Below are 17,177 nucleotides of genomic sequence, written 5' to 3'. Positions count from 1 at the left end.
TGATCGCTGACGAGGTCGTGACCCGCTGTGCTTCACCCGCCGCCGAGACCCCACGACCGGAGGAAGCAACATGAGCGATGACATCGACGCGCCGCGCTCGGACACCGAATCGTTGCGGATGAAGCGCCGCACGTTTGTCGGGGCTTCGGTTGCGCTTGGCGGTGCGGTCGCCGCGTTCGGCCTGCTCGAGGGATGTAGCGACGACGGCGCCGACGAGGCGAAGACCTCGACCGTGGTGCGATTGCGGATCAACGGCGAAGACCGGGAGGTCACTGTCGACAACCGCACTTCCGTTCTGGACATGCTGCGCGAGCAGGTGGGTCTTACTGGCACCAAGAAGGGCTGCGACCAAGGCGCCTGTGGTGCGTGCACCGTCATGGTCAACGGCCAACGCGTGGTGTCCTGTCTGACCCTGGCGGTGCAGGCGGACGGCGCAGAGATCACCACCATCGAGGGGCTGGAGCAGGGCGGCAGATTGCATCCGCTGCAACAGGCGTTCATCGACGAGGACGGATTTCAGTGCGGGTATTGCACCGCCGGACAAATCATCTCCGGGATCGGTTGCATCCGCGAGGGCCACACCGGGTCACCGGAGGAGATTCGCGAGTGGATGAGCGGCAATATCTGCCGTTGCGGTGCCTACACCAACATAGTCACGGCCATATCCCGTGTCGCCCAGCAAGGCGGTGCGTAGACGATGCACACATTTGAATTCAATAGGGCCGCTGATGAATCCGCAGCGCTGGAGGCCGGTGCCGCCGGTGCCCGCTACCTCGCAGGTGGTACCACCTTGGTGGATCTGATGCGCCAGAGCGTCGAACGGCCAGGGCGTGTGATTGACATCAACGGCCTGCCACATCGCGATATCGATATCAACCCGACACGACTGCGAATAGGCGCGCTGGTGCGCATGTCCGATCTTGCGGCCAATCACGATGTACGCCAACAGTTTCCCGTCGTCACGCAAGCCCTCGAGCTCAGCGCTTCGGCTCAGCTACGCAACATGGCCTCGATAGGCGGCAACCTGATGCAGCGGCCCCGTTGCTTGTATTTCCGCGACGTCTCGGCCTCCTGTAACCGTCGCACTCCGGGTACGGGATGCGGCGCGATCGATGGCCGCAACCGCACCCACGCCATCTTTGGTACCAGTGATCAGTGCGTGGCAACTCACCCTTCCGACCTCGCGGTCGCGCTCACCGCGCTTGACGCGACGGTGTACGTCAAGGACAGCGACGGCGAGCACCCGATCCGGATCGGCGATTTCTTTCGCCAGCCCGGCAATACGCCGGATCAGGAGCACAATCTGCGTCCCGGACAGCTCATCACCGCCGTGGAAGTCCCCGTGCGGCCCTACACCCGCCGCTCCAGCTACCTCAAGGTGCGCGACCGACAGTCCTACGAATTCGCCCTGTGCTCAGCGGCGGTCGCCCTCGAAGTGTCCGGCGGGGTCGTGCGCACAGCCCGCGTCGCCGTCGGCGGCGTGGGTACGGTGCCGTGGCGGCTGACCAATGTCGAGCATCGCTTGATCGGGCGTCCCGTCAGTGCTGAGCTGTGGACCGACGCGGCCTCGGTTGCCGCCGACGGGGCAAAACCCCTGTCGGAGAACGGGTTCAAACTACAATTGCTCGAGAACACCGTGGCGCGTCAGCTCGCGACCGTAGCGGGCCTGCCATGACGCGGCCACTTACTGCCGCCACGCCGTCGGCCGGCCAGCCCGTCACCCGCGTCGACGGTCGCCTCAAGGTCACCGGCACCGCCCGCTATGCCGCCGACAACCCGGTAGCCGATCTCGTTCACGCCGTACTGGTCTGCAGCACCGTCTCTCGCGGGACCATCGAGGGAATCGACACCAAGGCCGCGCTGGATCACCCCGGCGCGCTTCGGGTATTGACCGACTTCGCCGGCGTCACACTGCCCTTCGATATCCGGCGTGTTTCGTTCTTCGGCCAGCCCGTCGCGATCGCCATTGCCGACACCCTGGACGCCGCGATTCACGCGGCCAGTGTCGTGCAGGTGCGCTATCGCACCGAGTCACCGCTCACCGACTTGGACGGTGCCGGGGCCAAACAGGAACCCAGCACCATCGGCCCCGACTACTCCAGGGGCGACGCCGAGGCTGTATTGCGTACCGCTGCGGTCAAAGTGGACGCCACCTACTCGATTGCTCGCAACTATCACAATCCAATGGAAATCCCGGCGACGATCGCGCAGTGGGACGGCGACCGGTTGACGGTGTGGGACAAGGTGCAAGGCGTCAACCTCGCACAGGAGGCCTACAGCAAGGCGTTCGGCATCCCCGTGGACTCCGTCCGCGTCATCTCGCCGTTCGTCGGCGGCGCATTCGGCAGCGCCGGAGAAACCTGGCCCCACCAATTGCTCGCCGCGTTCGGCGCCCGCCAGATGCGCCGCGCGGTCAAGCTTTCCCTCACCCGGCCCCAGATGTATGCCGCGATCGGCTACCGGCCCGCCAGCCGGCAACGGCTGGCAATCGCCGCCGACCCGACCGGCCGCTTTACCGCCACCATCCATGAAAGCCGGGTGGAGATCTCGCGCTACCCCGGCTTCGAAGACCCGATCACCGAGGGCACGCGACTGCTGTATCGCTCCCCGGCGTTCCGCGCTTCGGCGCGCATCGTCCCGCTCGACATCAGCTCCCCCACCTACATGCGCGGACCCGGCGCGGTGACTGGCGCGTTCGCCTTGGAAAGTGCCATCGACGAACTCGCCCATCAAATCGGCATGGATCCCATCGAGATTCGGCTGCGCAACGAACCCGACCGCGACGACAGCACCGGCACTCCGTTTTCCACTCGACGGCTCACCGACTGTTTCCGCCGGGGCGCCGACACCTTCGGCTGGTCGCGGCGCAACCCCACACCCGGAGTCACCCGCGAGGGAGACCTCCTCATCGGCATGGGTACCGCCGGGGCAATCTACCACGTCGTGCGATCGGAATCGTCGGCCTCGGCGCGGATCAACGCCGACGGCACCGCGGAGGTGTTCGCCGCCGCAAGCGATATCGGCCCGGGCACCTACACATCGATGACTCAAATGGTCGCCGATGGTCTCGGCCTGCCGCTGAACAGAGTGCGTTTTTCCTTGGGCGACAGCCGCTTCCCGAAGGCCGCCACCCAGTACGGCTCGCAAACCATGCTCAGTGTCGGCAACAGCATGGCGCTGACCGCCGCCATGTTGCGGGACCGGTTCATTCGCACTGCCGTCGTCGATCCCGGTTCCCCTCTGAACGGGTTGCGACCCGAGGAAATCGCAATCACGGACGGGCGCATGCACGCGCGCACCGATCCGGGGCGCGGCGAAAGCTACCAAGACCTGTTGCGACGCCGCGGCTGGACCAACCTCGAAGCGACGAATACCTACACCCCTGACGATGCCAAGACCCGCTACTCGATGCATTCCTACGGAGCGGTGTTCGCCGAGGTCGCCGTCGACCCGCTACTGGGCACCGTACGAATCCGACGCATCTACGCGCTTTATGACGCCGGGCGCATCATCAATCCCAAACTGGCCCACAGCCAAGCCATCGGCGGCATGACCCAAGGTATCGGAATGGCGCTTCTCGAGCACAGCGAAATCGACCACCGCGACGGACGCCTCGTCAACGCCAACCTGTCCGATTATCTGGTGCCCGTCAACGCCGACGTGCCCGCACTCGACGCCGCATTTCTGCCCGCTGAAGACACCATCGCCGGCCCGATCGGGGTCAAAGGCCTCGGCGAGGTGGTCATGGTCGGCATCCCGGCCGCCATCGCCAACGCCGTCTTCAACGCCACCGGAAAACGCATCAGGGATCTACCGATCACCATCGAAAAACTGCTGTGATCAACGGGAGGTGCAAGATCACAGCAGACGAGTCCGGAGCGCCTCTCAGAGGCGGGCCTCCCCCTTGCCCGACGCAGGGGGGCCCTATCGCGGCCTCCCAGCAACACGTGGAAAAGGGTTTCATGGCTGAAAGGAGCGACGACGCTGAAATCAGCCGCACAGGAAGGAGATCGCACCAGTGCGTGGAGTAGTCATGTACACCGCCGGCGACGTGCGTGTGGAGGAACGCGAGGATCCGAAGCTCATCGAGCCGACCGACGCGATCGTCCGGCTCACCGCGACATGTATCTGTGGGTCGGACCTGTGGCCCTACCGGGGTGTTGAACCGGCTGACCACCAGGTGATGGGGCACGAGTACGTCGGCGTTGTCGAGGAGATCGGCGCGGATGTGAGAAACGTCAAGATCGGTGACTTCGTCGTCGGGTCGTTCGTCATCTCCGACAACACCTGCCAGATCTGCCGTTCGGGCTACCAATCCAAATGTGTGAACGGTGAATTCGTGGCGCAGACGATCGGCACCCAATCCGACAAGGCCCGCATTCCGTATGCGGACGGCACGCTTGTCCCGACGCCGGGGCAACCGGACGCGGAGTTGATCCCGTCACTGCTCGCGGCCTCCGACGTGCTCGGCACGGGCTGGTTCGGTGCTGTTGCCGCCGAGGCGGGTCCGGGTAAGACCGTCGCTGTCGTCGGTGACGGCGCCGTGGGACTCATGGGCATCCTGGCCGCCAAACAGCTTGGGGCCGAGCGAATTATCGCGATGTCGCGCCACCCCGAACGCCAGGAGCTCGCCCGCTTCTACGGCGCGACGGACATCGTGGAGGAGCGCGGCGACGAGGGCGTTGCGAAGATCAAGAAGCTGACAAACGGGCTGGGCGCGCACAGTGTGATCGAGGCCGTCGGCACTCAAGAGTCCACCATGCAGGCGATCGGCGCCACGCGTCCCGGGGGGCACCTGGGTTTCGTCGGCTTGAACTACGACGTCTCGATCCCCGGCATCGATCTGTTCTTCGCCGGCATCCATGTGCACGGCGGCCCGGCGCCGGTGCGTCGGTTCCTGCCCGACCTGATCCAGCTCATCTGGGACCGCAAAATCAACCCCGGCAAGGTCTTTGACCTCACCGTGCCCCTCGACGAGGCCCCGGAAGGTTACAAAGCGATGGACGAGCGTCGCGCCACCAAGGTGTTGTTGACCATCTAAGCCGCGTAGGCCGCCACACGCATACCGTAGGAAGTTATGAGCAGCAAAGACGAGGTGCGGGAATTTCTGATCTCGCGGCGCGCGAACGTCACGCCCGAGCAGGCCGGACTTCCCGGCGGTGGCAGTCAGCGGCGAGTGCCGGGGCTGCGGCGCGCGGAAGTCGCCGTGCTGGCCGGCGTCAGCGTCGACTATTACACCCGGCTTGAGCGCGGCAACATCCACGGAGCATCGGAGAGCGTGCTCGAGGCGATCGCCCGCGCACTGCAACTCGACGACGTCGAGCGTGCGCACCTTTTCGACCTGGCCCGCGGCGCCACCGCCCCTGGCGCCGCACGCGGCCGCAGACCCGTGGCAGCAACGGTGCGGGCCTCGGTACAGCAGGTGCTGGACAACATGTACCTCCCTGCGTTCGTCACCAACGCCCAGCAAGGTCTCATCGCCTCCAACCTCATGGGCAGGGCGATGTTCGCCCCGATTTTCGAAACCGGCAAACCGAATCTGGCCCGGTTCATCTTCCTCGATTCACGCGCGAAGGAGTTCTACGCCGACTGGCCGCTGGCCTGCCGGCTCACCGCGGCGATGCTTCGGTTCGAAGCCGGCCGCGACCCGCTCAACAAAGACATCACCGTGCTGATCGGGGAGCTCTCCACTCGAAGTCCGCAGTTCCGCACCAACTGGGCCGAACTAGACGTTCACGAGCACCGCACCGGCCGAAAGGTTTACAGACAACCCGACGTCGGTGAGCTTGAGCTCAGCTACGACGTCTTCGAACTGCCCGGTGAACCCGGACTGTCGATTGTTACGTTCAGCGCACAAGAAGGCACCCCGTCGGCCGACAAGCTCGCCTTGCTGGCGAGCCTGGCCGCAGCCCGAGAATTCGGCTCGGACCACCGAGTACCTCATGGCGACAGTCCCCCGCGCATGTCGAACAACTGACGCATGTCGCACTCGTTAGCGCGCTTTGCGCAGGGTCGATGCTGCCGCGCTGACGGCGTCGGTGATCCGCTCAACGATCGGGCTGTCGAGTTTCCAGCACTGCCAGTACAGCGGCACATCGAGGTGCGCATCGCTCACCCGCACGAAGGAACCTTCGCGCAGCCGGGGTTCGGCCAGGCTGTCGGGGAACATCCCCCAACCGAGACCGGTGTGCACTGCCGCACCGAAGCCCTCCGCAGTCGGGATGAAATGCTGTGGTCTGGCAACGTCACGGCGAAAGACCTTACGCACCAACATATCCTGCAAGGCGTCGTCGCGATTCCACGCCAACGACGGCGCCGCAGCCACCGCTTGCGCGGTGAAACCATCCGGTAGATACCGCTTCACGTATTCGCGGCTGGCCATCGGCACGTATCGCATCACCCCTAGTGGCTGCACCCGACAACCCGAGACTGGATGGCGCTCGGTGGTCACGGCCCCCATCACCACACCTTCACGCAGCAGCCGTGTCGAGTGGTCCTGATCTTCAATTCGGATATCGAGCACAACGCCGTCCAACTCGGTGAACACACCGGTGAACCATGTCGACATCGAATCGGCGTTGACCGCCAATGCGATTCGCGCCGCCACCCCCTCACCACCGCCCATCTCTGCCAGCGCCTCGGCCTCCAACAACGCGGTCTGCGCAGCCAACCGCAGCAACGGCGCACCGGCAGACGTTGCGGTACAAGGCTTTTCCCGCACCACCAGCACCTGGCCCACCCGCTGCTCGAGCGCCTTGATCCGCTGACTCACCGCCGACGGCGTCACATGCAACCGGTCCGCCGCCGCATCGAAGCTGCCGAGCTCAATCACCGCGGCAAATGCCGCAAGCTGCTGCCCATCCACCTGCACATTAGTTATTCTAATGTACTCAAAGAATCTTTAGCTGTACTGATTCAGCCAACTCTCCTACCGTCGATCCCATGAGCTCGCCCCTGATCGTCGGCTTCATCGCCTCCTTCACGCTGATCGCCGCCATCGGCGCGCAAAACGCCTTCGTACTGCGCCAAGGCATCCGCCGCGAGCACGTGCTGCCCGTCGTCGCGCTCTGCACCGTCTCCGACATCGTGCTGATCTCGGCCGGCATCGCCGGCGTCGGCGCGCTCATCAGCGCCCACCCGAGCGCCCTGAACATCGCCAAGTTCGGCGGGGCCGCCTTCCTCATCGGCTACGGACTGCTGGCCGCGCGCCGCGCATGGCGCCCGTCATCACTCAGTCCCTCGGAGGCCGCGCCTGCTCGACTGCTCGATGTGCTGCTCACCTGCGCCGCGATGACCTTCCTCAATCCACACGTCTACCTGGACACCGTGGTGCTCCTCGGGGCGCTGGCCAACGAGCACAGCGACGGACGCTGGCTGTTCGGTATTGGCGCGGTGACGGCCAGCGCAGTCTGGTTCGTCAGCCTCGGCCTGGGTGCCCGACAACTGGCCGGACTGTTCGCGAAACCGATGACATGGCGCATCCTCGACGGCCTGATCGCGGCGATGATGATCGGACTCGGAACGTCATTGGCCTTGTCCTAACACTTTGACATCGACACAATGGCCCAATGGGGGTCACCAATCAGATTCTGGGCTTGCGCGACCGCAAGAAGATCAAGACCCGCGACACGATTCGCCGCGAGGCCATGCGACTGATCGAGGAAAACGGTTACGCGAGCACCACCGTCGAGCAGATCGCAGAAGCCGCCGAGGTGTCACCCAGCACCTTCTTCCGCTATTTCCCGTCCAAGGAAATGGTGCTGATGGCCAACGATCTGGATCTCGTCACCGTTGACGCGCTCGAAAAACAACCCCCAGACATGCCGTCGTTGCAGGCATTTCGCCGCGCTCTCGAAATCACCATGGCGACGCTTTCGGAGGACGAGTGGCGTTTCGAACGGGCCAGGATACGGATGGTGTTGTCCATCCCCGAACTCAAGTCCGCCCAGTTCGACGAGTACCGCCGAACTGTCACGGCGCTCACCGAGGCGGACTGCCGCAGGACCGGCCGCGAACCCGACGACTTCGAAGTCCGCGTCTTCGTCGGCGCCCTGGCGGGCGGTTTGATGGCCGTCCTCGACCACGCGTCCGGAGTACCCGAGCGGATGTATCGGGCGCTGGACTTCATGGAAGCCGGTATGCCGTTGCGCTCGACCAACGGCGACTCCTGACCAACTCGACTCATTCGTCATTAATTGACACTTCTGTCACGGTAGGTTCAGCGGCAAAGCCGTGAAACCGGGGGTCGTCATGCACACAGCCATTCGTCCGTGGGTTACCAACGGAGTCGCGTTGGTCGGTGCCAGCGTCATCGCGGTGACGCCGATCGCACCACCACCCCAAGCGCTCGTGCCACAAGTGCACGTGCCGGCGGTGCACATGCCTGCGGTGCAACTCTCGGCCTCGATCGCCGATATCTTCACGTTTCCCGCGCTTCGACAGTTCGTCCTCAATCGAATCGACGACATTGCCACCCTCGGAATCGGATTCGCAGGCTCCGCAGCAGGATTGGGCCAATCGATAGCCCAGCTGCCATCGACATTGGTGACGATCACCCAACAGGTGCTCACCGGCGACCTGCTCGGCGCGCTCACCACCGTCGAAACCTATTTGGTCGGAAGCATTGTCGCGATAGGCGAGCCGACCCTGGCAGCGATCATCGAGCGGCGCCAGCGTTACCTGGCTGTGCGAGAAGCGTTGCAAGTCGCCGTCCCCCAGGCGTTCATCGACGTCGTTGGCGGGGTGGGACTCGGTTTGGATACCGTTGCTCGAGCCTTCATCGTCGCGGGCCAGGATCTGGTGGATGCGGTGCTGTCGTTCAGCCCCGGCGCCATCGTGAGCGCGCTGGTCAACGGAACCACTCTGGTCGTCGGTTCGTTCGTCGAAGGTGGCCAGCATGTCGTCGACGGCATTGTCTCCGCACAGCAGACCATCGCGACGGCGTTGGCCGCCGAGCCGGCTGCAACGGCAACCACGCTCAGCGCGAAAGTCGCGACCCCCGACGTGACCGCCGTCCCGGATCTGTCCCGCAAGACCGCGATGGTCGCGGTCAGCCCTTCGACCGACAGCGTCGACACCGCGAAAGATACATCGGATGTGACCACGGCTGACCCGACGGAATCAAAGTCAACGGAGAAGGAAACCCCCAAGGCCAACGACGACGCGGATCAGCCGAAGGCCAAGGACTCCGATTCGACCACGACGGACAAGCCCGACACGCAGTCAGCCACGCGCGAGTCCGACAAGAAGGACGCCGATTCGCCTAAGCACGACACCAAGCAGGCTGACAACGAATCAAAATCCCAAGGCGCCAAGGACAAGTAGCGCTGCGGGTCAACCCCTAGCCCATGGGTCCGTCGGGCAGCGGCGCGTTGCAGCGGTCCCGGAAGTCGGCCGCCGGCTGCCGCACTGCCGTTATCTCATCTCGCACCTGGGGGTTTGCGTCCATGTACGAGGTGAGCTCCGTTCGCATCTGATCCCTGGACATACCCTTGAGCCCGGTGAAGAACGCGTTCACATCGGGATGCGTGAACAGGTAGGACGACATCCCCGCGTTGACACCCGACATGACGCCGGCCAGGTCGGCGGCTGTGCAGTTCGGCGGATCGGCTGCCGCGGTCGCTGCGGTACCGATGAGCATCGAGCCGGCAATCATGCCTGCGCCGATCAAGCTGCGGAAAAACATGTGAGACTCCTTGAATTCGAGGGTGATTGAGGGATCTTGCTCAACGCGGACCGATACCGCCGCCGCCGCCTGGGCCGCCGCCCGGACGGCCTGGTCGGATCGGAGGCAGGATGACATCGACATCCCAGCCGTCGTCGCAGTACCACGGGTCGGCACAGTAGGAGGGGTAGTACGGCCCCGCCGATGGTGCACTGGGGCCACCGCCCCGGACCGTACCCTGCGCACACACGGTGGCATTGCCGGCGTTGGTGCAGTCGGCCGACGCGGGTGCGGCAGAGACAATGCCGAACGGGACCGCTGCAATGGACAATCCCACGATCAGGTAGCGCTGGCTTCTTCGCACGGCTACCCCCTCCCAGAAGTAGGTGACACGCTGCGGCAGAATCCCCCGACAGCGCGCCTAACTGTTACGTGCCGAGCCTAATTCGATCCGCTTGCGCGCGATGGATTATCGCCAATTTTCACGATCACAAAGTTAGCTTCGCTACCCGGACATTTCGCGTTGGTCCTCGCTGCCCCAAACGCCGACCAACACGCAGGTAGCGGTGCTACGTTCACGTCATCCGTCGGCTGAATTGGGGGCTCAAAATATGCCGGATCAAGATTGGACTAAACCAGCGGCAATGGCCATCCCCAAAGAAGGCTATTTCGAACTGGAACGCGGCCGATACGGGCCGATTTTTCCGCGCACACCGGCCTGCCACGGATTCTCGATCATCGCCAAGGTGAAGGAGGGCCGCGAGGAGGCCGTCCGGGCATACGGCAAGCAGATCGAGGAGGCGATCGCGGGCAGCCCCGATGTGCTGGCGCCCCTGCGCCTGCACTACCTGAGGTGGGTGCTGTTCGACGTCGGGTCGGGCCTGCACTTCCAATATCAGGGCATCTTCGACACCGACTTCGACAAGTACACCGAGGATGCGGTGCAGTTGTTCAGCCAGACCGGCATCACGACCGTGTTCACGAATCTCGAAGGCTTCCCTGAAGATTGGCGGGAAAACCCTGAGGCGTTCATCAAATTCGTTCGCGACCACCAAGTCCCGAGCTTCCTCGAATACGGCGAGTATCCGTACGTCACCGCTGACGAGATCAAGAAGGCGCTGCGCCTCAAAGCGGCCTTCTCGACGATGCTCGATCAGATGCAATGACCTCGAGTCCGCTTGACGCCGTCAAGCGATACATCGACGGCTTCAACGACGGCGACATCGAAACGATGACGTCTGCCTTCGACGCCGAAGGATCGATTCTCGACGGCATGGCGCCACACCTGTGGCTGGGGCCGACCGCCGCGCAAGATTGGTACAAAGACGTGTTGGTCGAGGGCGAACACCATGGCGCATCAGGGTATTTCGTGACCCTCGGCGAACCGCTGCACGAGAACGTCACCGCCGACGCTGCGTATCTGGCGGTCCCAGCGACCATGACGTTCACCGCTGGCGGCAAAAAAGTCACACAGACGGGAGCGACCTTCACCGTCGCGCTCCGCCGCCGCTCCAACGGTTGGCGCATTGCGGCCTGGGCGTGGACGAAGGGCAAGCAGTAAATGCTCGAGTTCGACGACATCCAACACATCCTGCTGACCCGCACCCCGGCGATCACGGGACGCTACGAATTCCTGTCCTTCGACACGCCGGCGGGCGGTCGCGCATGGCTGACCGAACTGCTCGACAAGGTCCAGTCGGCAACGGATGCTCAGGCGACGATGGAGGAGTCCGACCGCTGGGTTACGTTGGCGTTCACCTGGACTGGGCTGCGCGCGCTGGGCGTCCCTGACGAAGCGTTAGCGACCTTCCCGGACGAGTTCCGGGAAGGCATGGCGGCCCGTGCGAGCATCCTCGGCGACACGGGCGCGGCCGCGCCCGAACACTGGCTCGGTGGTCTGGCGGGCGAAGACCTGCACGCGATCGCCATCTTGTTCTCGCGCACCGACGAACAATGCAAACGTTCCATCGCCGAACACGACAAGCTGCTGGCGCGGACGGACGGCGTGCGCAGCCTGTCGTATCTCGACCTCAACGCGTCACCGCCGTTCAACTATGCACACGACCATTTCGGCTTCCGCGACCGGCTATCGCAACCGGTGATGAAAGGGTCGGGCGAGGAACCTACGCCCGGCTCCGGCGATGCCTTGGAACCCGGCGAGTTCATCCTCGGCTATCCCGACGAAAACGACCCGGTAGCCAATCTTCCTGAGCCCGAGGTGTTATCGCGCAACGGCAGCTACATGGCCTATCGGCGGCTGGAGGAACATGTCGGGGCATTCCGCGACTACTTGCGTGAGAACGCCGACACTCCGGAAGGCGAGGAGTTGCTCGCCGCGAAGTTCATGGGCCGGTGGCGCAGTGGGGCCCCGCTGGTGTTGGCTCCCGACAAGGACGATCCCGAACTTGGTGCCGACCCGATGCGTAACAACGACTACAACTACAAGGAGATGGACCCGTTCGGCTATGCGTGCCCGCTGGGATCGCATGCGCGCAGGCTCAATCCTCGCGACACCGCGCATTACATGAACCGCCGCCGGATGATTCGGCGCGGCGCCACCTACGGTCCCGCCCTTCCCGACGATGTACCCGATGACGGCGTTGAGCGCGGCATCGCCGCGTTCATCATCTGCGCCGACCTTGTCCGCCAGTTTGAGTTCGCTCAGAACGTCTGGATCAACGACAAAGCCTTCCACGAACTCGGCAACGAGCACGACCCGATCTGCGGCACTCAGGACGGCACACTGGACTTCACCGTGCCCAAGCGGCCGATCCGCAAGGTGCACAAAGGCATTCCCGCGTTCACCACGTTGCGCGGCGGTGCTTATTTCTTCCTGCCTGGAATGAACGCGCTGCGTTATCTCGCCGCCCTCGAAAGCTAGAAGGACCAACATGCGGGCACGCACCTACAACCAGAGCCACGTCGCACGCACCCACGACGGACGCAGACGCGTCAGCATCTACTGGACCTGGAGCTATCCGTGGGAATCGCAACGGGATCCGGCCGAGATCTACAACCGCTTCTCGACCATGACCGAGGTTCGCAACGTCGCATGGCCCTCCTACGAGACTCCCGAATACGATGCCGCGAACTTCCTGCAGGGCATCGCGGGAACGCTTGAGCTGTTTCACCGATCCACGCTGTCGTTCCAGGAGCTCGCCGAGGAGGCCACCGGACACCCGGTCGCGGTGTTCCAGCGCATCGACCAGGCCGGCTACAGGCTGCCGATCGACGAACGCATCCTCGCCGACACCGACACGCTGATGGTGTTCGGGTTAGACCATCTGCTCTCCGAACAGGAAGCCGCGCCCGAGGAGATCGCGGCGATCACCGAATGGCTCGAGCGCGAGGGCACCTGCCTGCTGCTGGCGCCGCATCATGACGTCGGCTTCACCGAAGACCATGAACAGCAACAGGTCGAATACGAACATCACGGCGATCGGCTTGTCCCACGCCAGCAGCGCTTCGGCCAGTACACCCGATCGCTGATGGCGGCGCTCGACGTGCCGGTGCACAACACGTGGGGCCTGCGCCCCGCGGTCGTCGAGGGCACCAAGGAGATCGCGCCGCTGACGGGGTTCCGCGACCTCGACACGCCGCGACTGCTCGACAACGTCACCACCTTCAACTTCCACCCCCACCTGCCGCACTACGAACTCACGGCGCCGGAGGGCAACAGGGTGCAGGTCCTCGGGCGTCAGCGGATCGATCCCAACCGTCCGCACCCGTTCACCGAGGCGGGCAACACCGAGTTCAACGCCCTGCTCTGGATGCCGCCTGCGGACCAACGCGCAGGTGACATCGTGCTCATCGACTCCACGCACTTCACCAAGCTGTTCGGCGGCACCGACAGCCTGCGCAACCTCTGGCACAACCTGGCCACCATGAAGTGAGGCCGGTGGGCAATCATGGTTCATGGCCAATAGAGCAGTCTTCATCACCGGAGCCGCCGCGGGGATCGGTTACGCGACCGCGCTGACCTTCGCGAAGAAGGGCTACACCGTCGGCGGCTACGACATCGACGAGGTGGGCCTCAAATCATTGGCCGACGACATCGAGCGGGTCGGCGGGACCGCGATAGTCGGCCACCTCGACGTCACCGACAGCGCCGAAATGGCGCAGCGGGTAAGCGAATTCGCCGAAGCCGCAGGCGGCAGCCTGGACGTCATGATCAACAACGCCGGCATCCTGTTGGCGGGCCGCTTCGAGGACATCGACGTCGCACGGCATCTACGCGAAATCGACATCAACACCAAAGGCGTCGTCAACGGGCTGCACGCCGCGTTCCCGTACCTGCGCGACACCGCCAACTCGGTGGTCGTCAACCTGTCGTCGGCTTCAGCAATCTACGGGCAGGCCGAGCTCGCCAACTACAGCGCCACCAAGTTCTTCGTCCGCGGCATCACCGAGGCGCTCGACATCGAATGGCAGCGCTACGGCATCCGGGTCATCGCGATGTGGCCGCTGTACGTGCAGACCGCGATGACCGACCACATCAAGACGGGCACCACCGAATCACTCGGTATCAGGCTGACCGCCCAGGACGTCGCCGACGCGATCGCCAAGGCCGTCGAACCATCACGGCTGCGACGCGCCATCCATCAGGTGCACTTTCCTGTCGGCTCACAGACCAAGGTGATGGTGGCGGGCTCCCGGTTCTCACCCTCCTGGTTGACGCGGCTGGTCAACAAACGGCTCTCGCAGTCGGCGAGTTAACCTTCCGGACAACCTGCTGCGACACGATGGCCGGATGGCGGACATCGACTACTCCCTGCTGGACGTGCCGCGCGATGGACCGCCGCCGGACCCGGAGGCATACCTGCACGCGGCGATCGCCTGGCACTTCGGCGCTGAGACGGGCTCACCATTTTGGCTTCGCATCGCGGGGACCCTCGATTTCGATCCGCTGATCGACGTTGCGACGTTCGCCGACCTTCGCCGGTTTCCCAACCTGGTCGACGAACTCCGCAACGTTGCCGTCGAAGACCTCATCCCCCGCGGTTACGGTGCACCGGCGCCGGTCCCTCGCATCTTCGAATCGGGCGGCACCACGGGTGCGCCGAAACGCACTGCGCAGCTGCCGGATTGGATCGAGCAGGTGACCCGTTGGCAGGTCGAGGACTTCACCGCGGGCGGGTTCGTCCCCGGTCGCGGGCTGCTGTGCCTGATGCCGAGCGGGCCCCATGGGGTCGGGCACTTCGACCGCGTGGTCGCCGAACGTCTTGGCTCGGCGTTTCACGCGATCGACCTCGATCCGCGCTGGGTCAAGAGGCTGGCCGCGCGCAACGCGACAGCGGAGATCGCCGCGTACGTCGAGCACGTGCTGGACCAGGCGCGGCATGTGTTGGAGACGCAGGACGTCGTGAACCTGCATGCGACACCGCCGTTGGTGGAGGCCATCGTCGGCGACGACGGCATGCTCGGCCTGGTGCACAGCAAGATCCGCTACCTGCTGCTCAGCGGAGCGCACGTGGACATGGACACCCTCGATCTGCTCCGCCAGATCTTTCCGCAAACCGCGATCGCCATAGCCTTCGGCAGCACGATGGTGCTGTCGCAGGCCGCCACGCGCGTCGACGGTGAGTCGATTGTGTTCGACCCACGCTCGCCGTACGTCTTCTTCTGGGTCGTCGACCCGGATAGCGGTGCCGAGGTGGCCTACGGAGAACGCGGCCAGGTGGTGATGAACCACGTCAGCAAGGGGATGTTCATCCCGAACAATCTGGAACGCGACACCGCGATCCGGATGCCGGGACCCGACGGGCAGGTCGGCGATTCGATCAGCGAGGTCGCACCCGTCGCGGTGTTCGGCGGCGAACCGGTGATCGAGGGCGTGTACTGACCGATGACCGGCGACCTGGTAGACCTTCCCGCGCTCGGGCCCGAAGGCGAGTACCGGACCCGGAATCGGGAGATCATCGCGGACTGTGCCGGTGTGCCGATCGCGGAATCAGCTGTTGTGCCAAGGCTATTCGTGACGCAGTCGATCGATGCCCAGCGCAGGTTGCCGCCGCTGCCTGCCGCAGAGCGGGAAGATGCACTGACGAAGGCCACGGACGCGTTCCTGTCGTCGACGATCGCCGGGCTTGACTTCGAGCGCTATGTCGAGCTGGCGTGCCGGGTGACCGGCCTGCCGATGACCGCAGTGCGGGCAGGGGTCAACACCGTCGCCGAATCCCTCACCGCCGCATGCGATGCCGTGCGACCGGCCCGGCCAACGGGCGCGGGATTGGATTGGCGCGAACTGGAACCGGGTGGCGGCGCTGTATGGGTGCGACGCGGCGAGGTGCTCGCCGTCCAGGCGCCCGGCAATGCGCCGGGCGTACATGGATTGTGGCCACAGGCACTGGCGCTGGGCTACCGGGTGGCGGTCCGCCCGTCGCGGCGCGAACCGTTCACCGCGCACCGTGTCATCCAGGCGTTGCGGCAGAGCGGGTTTCGCGACAGTGATGCGCTGTATCTGCCGACCGAGCACGCCGTCGCCGGTGACGTGGTTGCGGCGGCGGACCTGGCCATGGTCTACGGCGGCCAGGATGTCGTCGACAAATACGCAAATGTCCCAACGGTGCTGACCAACGGACCCGGCCGTACCAAGATCCTGATCACCGCCGAGTGCGACTGGCGCGAGCACCTCGATGTGATCGTCGACTCGATAGCCAATCTGGGCGGCATGGCGTGCGTCAACGCGACCGCGGTCCTTTATGAGGGCGACGCCGCATCACTGGCGCACGCCATCGCCGAGCGGTTGTCGGCTATCGAACCGCTGCCGAACACCGACGAACGAGCCGTGCTACCAACGACTTCCATCGAGTCGGCACAGGCCATCGCCGATCACCTCGCGGCCAGAGCCGCCGGAGCGGTTGCGGTGCTGGGCGCCGATCAGGTGGTAGCCGACCTCGGCCATGGGTTCGCTGCGCTGCGCCCGGCCGTGCACCTGCTCACCGAACCGGACCCAGCCAAGCTCAACGTCGAACTGCCGTTCCCGTGCGTGTGGGTCTCGCCGTGGTCACGCAGCGACGGGACGGCGCCGCTGCGCAACTCGCTGGTGCTCAATGCGATCACGACCGACGACGAGATGGTCGACGAGCTGCTGAGCGAGCCGACCATCACCAACGTCTACCGCGGCCGGCACGCCACCCACTACAGCGCGCCCCACATCCCGCACGAGGGATTCCTTGCGGACTTCCTGATGCGCAACAAGGGCTTCATCGACGGCTAGGGCAAATCGAGTGGCACACTGCTGACATGTTCCGATTGACGGTCGAGGACGTGTTCGTCATCAAGAATCGCGGCGTCGTCGCGACCGGGCGCGTGGAGAGCGGCACGCTGAGGGTCGGCGACACCGTGCGGGTCGACGGTGCGCTCGAGGCGCGGGTCGACGGCATTGAGGTCTTCCGAAAGTCGATCGACGAAGCGCAGGCCGGTGACAACATCGGCGTGCTGTTCAGGGGCCTGGAAAAGAACCAACTGAACCGCGGCTCCGTGCTCACCACGGCCGGCTTCATCGTCTGAC

The 17,177-nt window shown here is 64.7% G+C and carries 19 protein-coding genes; 16 read left to right on the top strand and 3 right to left on the bottom strand.

The genetic code is table 11. The features are described 5' to 3' along the window. Positions 1 to 118: 118 nt before the first annotated feature. The 5 genes from J3E61_RS10890 to J3E61_RS10870 all read left to right on the top strand — a co-directional run bounded on the left by J3E61_RS10890 (position 119) and on the right by J3E61_RS10870 (position 5,977). Positions 119 to 694, top strand: coding sequence for a 2Fe-2S iron-sulfur cluster binding domain-containing protein (locus J3E61_RS10890; RefSeq protein WP_192725978.1), 576 nt, complete (start codon positions 119 to 121; stop codon positions 692 to 694). Between the two features lie 3 nt (positions 695 to 697). Then, positions 698 to 1,675: a xanthine dehydrogenase family protein subunit M gene (locus J3E61_RS10885; protein ID WP_210083561.1), complete on the top strand. Its 978-nt coding sequence runs from the start codon at positions 698 to 700 to the stop codon at positions 1,673 to 1,675. Next, positions 1,672 to 3,840 (top strand): xanthine dehydrogenase family protein molybdopterin-binding subunit, encoded by a 2,169-nt coding sequence (locus tag J3E61_RS10880; RefSeq protein WP_210083560.1) that lies wholly within the window; start codon positions 1,672 to 1,674, stop codon positions 3,838 to 3,840. The genes J3E61_RS10885 and J3E61_RS10880 overlap by 4 nt, the downstream gene beginning before the upstream one ends. A gap of 178 nt (positions 3,841 to 4,018) precedes the next feature. Next, entirely contained in the window at positions 4,019 to 5,041 is a 1,023-nt protein-coding gene (locus tag J3E61_RS10875; RefSeq protein ID WP_210083559.1) for a zinc-dependent alcohol dehydrogenase family protein, read from the top strand. A 36-nt stretch (positions 5,042 to 5,077) separates the two neighbouring features. Continuing rightward, complete coding sequence (locus J3E61_RS10870) at positions 5,078 to 5,977, top strand: helix-turn-helix domain-containing protein (RefSeq protein ID WP_210083558.1); 900 nt, start codon at positions 5,078 to 5,080, stop codon at positions 5,975 to 5,977. Between the two features lie 15 nt (positions 5,978 to 5,992). Here J3E61_RS10870 and J3E61_RS10865 read toward each other — a convergent pair whose 3' ends face one another. After that, positions 5,993 to 6,871, bottom strand: coding sequence for a LysR family transcriptional regulator ArgP (locus tag J3E61_RS10865; RefSeq protein ID WP_210083557.1), 879 nt, complete (start codon positions 6,869 to 6,871; stop codon positions 5,993 to 5,995). 71 nt (positions 6,872 to 6,942) lie between these two features. On the opposite strand from J3E61_RS10865, the gene J3E61_RS10860 reads away from it, so the two are divergent. From J3E61_RS10860 to J3E61_RS10850, 3 genes are all read left to right on the top strand, one after another. Next, positions 6,943 to 7,542 (top strand): amino acid transporter, encoded by a 600-nt coding sequence (locus J3E61_RS10860; protein ID WP_210083556.1) that lies wholly within the window; start codon positions 6,943 to 6,945, stop codon positions 7,540 to 7,542. Between the two features lie 26 nt (positions 7,543 to 7,568). Further along, on the top strand, positions 7,569 to 8,171 hold the full coding sequence (locus tag J3E61_RS10855) for a TetR family transcriptional regulator (protein ID WP_210083555.1): 603 nt from the start codon (positions 7,569 to 7,571) through the stop codon (positions 8,169 to 8,171). Between the two features lie 79 nt (positions 8,172 to 8,250). Continuing rightward, positions 8,251 to 9,324: a hypothetical protein gene (locus J3E61_RS10850; RefSeq protein ID WP_210083554.1), complete on the top strand. Its 1,074-nt coding sequence runs from the start codon at positions 8,251 to 8,253 to the stop codon at positions 9,322 to 9,324. Between the two features lie 16 nt (positions 9,325 to 9,340). Here J3E61_RS10850 and J3E61_RS10845 read toward each other — a convergent pair whose 3' ends face one another. Further along, positions 9,341 to 9,685, bottom strand: coding sequence for a heme-binding protein (locus J3E61_RS10845; protein ID WP_210083553.1), 345 nt, complete (start codon positions 9,683 to 9,685; stop codon positions 9,341 to 9,343). A gap of 40 nt (positions 9,686 to 9,725) precedes the next feature. Next, complete coding sequence (locus tag J3E61_RS10840; RefSeq protein ID WP_192725862.1) at positions 9,726 to 10,028, bottom strand: hypothetical protein; 303 nt, start codon at positions 10,026 to 10,028, stop codon at positions 9,726 to 9,728. Positions 10,029 to 10,275: 247 nt separating this feature from the next. Between J3E61_RS10840 and J3E61_RS10835 the strand changes: the two genes are divergently transcribed. Genes J3E61_RS10835 through J3E61_RS10800 form a run of 8 tightly spaced genes read left to right on the top strand, consistent with a single transcriptional unit; the run spans position 10,276 to position 17,176 of the window. Continuing rightward, positions 10,276 to 10,830, top strand: coding sequence for a hypothetical protein (locus J3E61_RS10835; protein WP_192725863.1), 555 nt, complete (start codon positions 10,276 to 10,278; stop codon positions 10,828 to 10,830). Then, positions 10,827 to 11,225, top strand: coding sequence for a nuclear transport factor 2 family protein (locus tag J3E61_RS10830; RefSeq protein ID WP_210083552.1), 399 nt, complete (start codon positions 10,827 to 10,829; stop codon positions 11,223 to 11,225). Before J3E61_RS10835 ends, J3E61_RS10830 begins: the two co-directional genes overlap by 4 nt. Further along, positions 11,226 to 12,545, top strand: a complete 1,320-nt coding sequence (locus J3E61_RS10825; RefSeq protein ID WP_210083551.1) for a peroxidase — start codon at positions 11,226 to 11,228, stop codon at positions 12,543 to 12,545. It begins immediately after the preceding gene. 10 nt (positions 12,546 to 12,555) lie between these two features. Beyond that, positions 12,556 to 13,557, top strand: a complete 1,002-nt coding sequence (locus J3E61_RS10820; RefSeq protein ID WP_210083550.1) for a hypothetical protein — start codon at positions 12,556 to 12,558, stop codon at positions 13,555 to 13,557. Between the two features lie 22 nt (positions 13,558 to 13,579). Beyond that, the gene (locus tag J3E61_RS10815; protein ID WP_210083549.1) at positions 13,580 to 14,380 is read left to right on the top strand and encodes an SDR family oxidoreductase; all 801 of its coding nucleotides are present in this window, start codon (positions 13,580 to 13,582) and stop codon (positions 14,378 to 14,380) included. 34 nt (positions 14,381 to 14,414) lie between these two features. Beyond that, positions 14,415 to 15,506 carry a phenazine antibiotic biosynthesis protein gene (locus tag J3E61_RS10810; RefSeq protein ID WP_210083548.1) on the top strand — a complete coding sequence of 364 codons (1,092 nt, stop codon included), beginning with the start codon at positions 14,415 to 14,417 and terminating at the stop codon, positions 15,504 to 15,506. Positions 15,507 to 15,521: 15 nt separating this feature from the next. Next, entirely contained in the window at positions 15,522 to 16,883 is a 1,362-nt protein-coding gene (locus tag J3E61_RS10805) for an aldehyde dehydrogenase family protein (RefSeq protein ID WP_210085504.1), read from the top strand. Positions 16,884 to 16,909: 26 nt separating this feature from the next. After that, positions 16,910 to 17,176 carry an elongation factor Tu gene (locus J3E61_RS10800; protein ID WP_192725869.1) on the top strand — a complete coding sequence of 89 codons (267 nt, stop codon included), beginning with the start codon at positions 16,910 to 16,912 and terminating at the stop codon, positions 17,174 to 17,176. Position 17,177: the final 1 nt, after the last annotated feature.

Origin of the sequence: Mycobacterium sp. OAE908, assembly GCF_017872775.1 — a bacterium.
GTDB lineage: Bacteria > Actinomycetota > Actinomycetes > Mycobacteriales > Mycobacteriaceae > Mycobacterium.
This window is presented reverse-complemented; position numbering and strand designations above follow the sequence as displayed.

Excerpts from the sequence above, each read along its gene's own strand:
- J3E61_RS10885 (WP_210083561.1), top strand. The coding sequence starts at position 698 with ATGCACACATTTGAATTCAATAGGGCCGCTGATGAATCCGCAGCGCTG.
- J3E61_RS10815 (WP_210083549.1), top strand. The coding sequence starts at position 13,580 with ATGGCCAATAGAGCAGTCTTCATCACCGGAGCCGCCGCGGGGATCGGT.
- J3E61_RS10880 (WP_210083560.1), top strand. The coding sequence starts at position 1,672 with ATGACGCGGCCACTTACTGCCGCCACGCCGTCGGCCGGCCAGCCCGTC.
- J3E61_RS10845 (WP_210083553.1), bottom strand. The coding sequence starts at position 9,685 with ATGTTTTTCCGCAGCTTGATCGGCGCAGGCATGATTGCCGGCTCGATG.
- J3E61_RS10850 (WP_210083554.1), top strand. The coding sequence starts at position 8,251 with ATGCACACAGCCATTCGTCCGTGGGTTACCAACGGAGTCGCGTTGGTC.
- J3E61_RS10810 (WP_210083548.1), top strand. The coding sequence starts at position 14,415 with ATGGCGGACATCGACTACTCCCTGCTGGACGTGCCGCGCGATGGACCG.
- J3E61_RS10890 (WP_192725978.1), top strand. The coding sequence starts at position 119 with ATGAAGCGCCGCACGTTTGTCGGGGCTTCGGTTGCGCTTGGCGGTGCG.
- J3E61_RS10825 (WP_210083551.1), top strand. The coding sequence starts at position 11,226 with ATGCTCGAGTTCGACGACATCCAACACATCCTGCTGACCCGCACCCCG.
- J3E61_RS10870 (WP_210083558.1), top strand. The coding sequence starts at position 5,078 with ATGAGCAGCAAAGACGAGGTGCGGGAATTTCTGATCTCGCGGCGCGCG.
- J3E61_RS10800 (WP_192725869.1), top strand. The coding sequence starts at position 16,910 with ATGTTCCGATTGACGGTCGAGGACGTGTTCGTCATCAAGAATCGCGGC.
- J3E61_RS10855 (WP_210083555.1), top strand. The coding sequence starts at position 7,569 with ATGGGGGTCACCAATCAGATTCTGGGCTTGCGCGACCGCAAGAAGATC.
- J3E61_RS10830 (WP_210083552.1), top strand. The coding sequence starts at position 10,827 with ATGACCTCGAGTCCGCTTGACGCCGTCAAGCGATACATCGACGGCTTC.
- J3E61_RS10860 (WP_210083556.1), top strand. The coding sequence starts at position 6,943 with ATGAGCTCGCCCCTGATCGTCGGCTTCATCGCCTCCTTCACGCTGATC.
- J3E61_RS10820 (WP_210083550.1), top strand. The coding sequence starts at position 12,556 with ATGCGGGCACGCACCTACAACCAGAGCCACGTCGCACGCACCCACGAC.
- J3E61_RS10835 (WP_192725863.1), top strand. The coding sequence starts at position 10,276 with ATGCCGGATCAAGATTGGACTAAACCAGCGGCAATGGCCATCCCCAAA.